The organism is Azospirillum sp., from assembly GCF_035627195.1.
In the GTDB taxonomy this organism is placed as follows: domain Bacteria; phylum Pseudomonadota; class Alphaproteobacteria; order Azospirillales; family Azospirillaceae; genus Azospirillum.
In genome coordinates this window covers 1-2,073 of record NZ_DASPMG010000005.1, presented here as the reverse complement: position 1 = coordinate 2,073, position 2,073 = coordinate 1, and the positions used below count along the sequence as shown (strand labels likewise).

Below are 2,073 nucleotides of genomic sequence, written 5' to 3'. Positions count from 1 at the left end.
TTCACCACCACGCCGGGGCCGACGGCGCGGCCGGAATACCGCGTGGTGATCGCCTTCAACCTGGCGCAGAACGAGCTGAACTCGGCGCTGTGCGCCAACCCGACGCTGCCCACCAAGCCGCCGGGCGGCCCGATCATCGTGCAGGGCGCCTTCTGCCGCGGCGGCGGGCCGCTGACCTCGGCCACGGGCTGGCTCGACCGGCCGCAGTCGGTGCAGGATCCGATGTTCCGCGACCTGATCGGCGACCTCACCTACAGCCTGTTCCCGACCCGCCGCGCCGACAGCTGCGGCGGGCCGGAGTGCTGAGTCACGCGTAGACCAGCCACTCCCTCAGCAGCGCCGTGACCGCCTGCGGACGCTCCATGGGCGACAGATGGCCGGCGTCCTCGACGGGGATGAAGCGGGCGCCGGGGATGGCCCCGGCCATCTCCACATGCACCTCATACCGGCGAGCGGAGGCGGTGACTCACTGAGGGGGATTCCCAAGGCGAGCGATCCGTGATTCGATTCCCCGTCCACGACGGGGAGAAGCGCATGCCAGCAGCGTTGCCGATCCGGGAAGACCTGAGCGCCGGCGAGTTGCGCGCGCTGGCACGGCGGGAGGGCAAGGGGCGGGTGGCGGCGCGGATGTTCGCCATCGCCCATGCCCTGGATGGGGTGAGCCGGGCGGAAGCGGCGCGGCTGGCCGGCATGGACCGCCAAGCCCTGCGCGATGCGGTGGTGCGCTACAACGCCGAAGGCGTGGCCGGTCTCTATGACCGCCCGCTCCCTGGCCGGCCGGAATGGCTGAGCGAGGGCGAGCAGGCGACGCTCAAGGCCCTCATCCTCGCCGGCCCCGATCCCAAGCGGCACGGGTGTGTGGAGTGGACCCTGCCGATCCTGTGCGAGGTGATCGCCGAGCGCTTCGCCAAGACGCTGCATCCGGCCAGCCTGTCGCGCATCGTGCGCCGGCTGGGGCTGTCGAAGCAGAAGACGCGCCCTCGCCACCCGCAGTCCGACGCCAAGGCCCAGGCCGCGTTCCAAAAAAGGGGCTGCGCGAAGCGCTGAAGGCCGCGGCGGCCGCGCACCCTGGGCGCCGCCTCCAACTCTGGTTCCAGGATGAAGCGCGCATCGGCCAGAAGGGCCGCACCGCGCATCGCTGGTGGGAGCGCGGGCAGCGTCCGGCCGGGCTGTGCGACAAGCGCTTCACCTCGGCCTACCTCTACGCCGCCGTCTGCCCGGCCAGCGGCGCCGACTTCGCGCTGGTGATGCCGACCGTCTCCACCGCCGCCATGAGCCTGTTCCTGGACGGCTTCTCCCGGAGCCTGGAACCGGACGTCCAGGCGGTGCTCGTGCTCGACCAGGCCGGCTGGCACGGATCAAGGGCGCTGGTCGTGCCGGACAACGTCACGCTGGTGCCGCTGCCCCCCTACAGTCCCGAGTTGAACCCCGTGGAGCGCGTCTGGCTCTACCTGCGAGAGCGCTTCCTCTCCCACCGGCTCCTGGACGACTACGACGCCGTCGTCCAAGCCTGCTGCGACGCCTGGAATGCCCTCACCGCCACGCCAGGGCGCCTACGCTCCCTCACCAGCTACCCGTGGCTCCCGTGTGTCAATGCTTAGGCTCGGCGGTATGACTCCGTCACAGACGCGCGCCCGCCGCTGGACGTACAAGGAACCCACGAGCGTTCACACCCCTCAGCGGAGTTCCTTCCATGTTCTGCAGCAATGTCGGCGGCGTCGATCGCGCCCTGCGGGCCCTCGTCGGCCTGATCCTGATCGCCCTGGTGTTCGTCGGCCCGCAGACCCCCTGGGGCTGGGTCGGGCTGGTCCCGCTGCTCACCGCGGTGCTCGGCTTCTGCCCGGCCTACACGCTGGTCGGCCTGAAGACCTGCGCCACCAAGGGCTGAACCGGCCACGCGAAAAAGCCCCTCTCCCGGCGGGAGAGGGGCTTTTTCGTGGTCCGGGACCGGACCGCGTCAGGCGCGCGGGGCGTGCTTGTTGAGGATGCGCTGCAGGGTGCGGCGGTGCATCTTCAGCCGGCGCGCCGTCTCGGAGACGTTGCGCTCGCACTGCTCGAAGACGCGCTGGATGT

4 protein-coding genes and 1 pseudogene are annotated in these 2,073 nt (G+C 70.9%); 3 read left to right on the top strand and 2 right to left on the bottom strand.

Annotated features, from left to right (window positions below; all coding sequences use genetic code 11):
* Window positions 1-306, top strand: a pseudogene (locus VED21_RS00385) (hypothetical protein); the annotation flags it as partial.
* A 1-nt stretch (window position 307) separates the two neighbouring features.
* On the opposite strand, the gene VED21_RS38930 reads toward VED21_RS00385, so the two are convergent.
* Window positions 308-427 carry an alpha/beta fold hydrolase gene (locus VED21_RS38930; RefSeq protein ID WP_414638143.1) on the bottom strand — a complete coding sequence of 40 codons (120 nt, stop codon included), beginning with the start codon at window positions 425-427 and terminating at the stop codon, window positions 308-310.
* A gap of 107 nt (window positions 428-534) precedes the next feature.
* On the opposite strand from VED21_RS38930, the gene VED21_RS00380 reads away from it, so the two are divergent.
* Together VED21_RS00380 and VED21_RS00375 are read left to right on the top strand one after the other, a co-directional pair.
* A protein-coding gene (locus VED21_RS00380) for an IS630 family transposase (RefSeq protein ID WP_324880318.1) occupies window positions 535-1,601 on the top strand; the annotation gives its coding sequence in 2 pieces (ribosomal slippage) (window positions 535-1,020 and window positions 1,023-1,601; 1,065 coding nt in all).
* Window positions 1,602-1,693: 92 nt separating this feature from the next.
* Complete coding sequence (locus VED21_RS00375; RefSeq protein WP_324880317.1) at window positions 1,694-1,888, top strand: DUF2892 domain-containing protein; 195 nt, start codon at window positions 1,694-1,696, stop codon at window positions 1,886-1,888.
* A 69-nt stretch (window positions 1,889-1,957) separates the two neighbouring features.
* Here VED21_RS00375 and VED21_RS00370 read toward each other — a convergent pair.
* The coding region (locus VED21_RS00370; RefSeq protein ID WP_324880319.1) for a helix-turn-helix domain-containing protein at window positions 1,958-2,073 on the bottom strand (116 nt) is incomplete at its 5' end.

Coding starts and splice junctions, on each gene's coding strand:
- VED21_RS38930 (WP_414638143.1), bottom strand. CDS start 427: ATGGCCGGGGCCATCCCCGGCGCCCGCTTCATCCCCGTCGAGGACGCC.
- VED21_RS00375 (WP_324880317.1), top strand. CDS start 1,694: ATGTTCTGCAGCAATGTCGGCGGCGTCGATCGCGCCCTGCGGGCCCTC.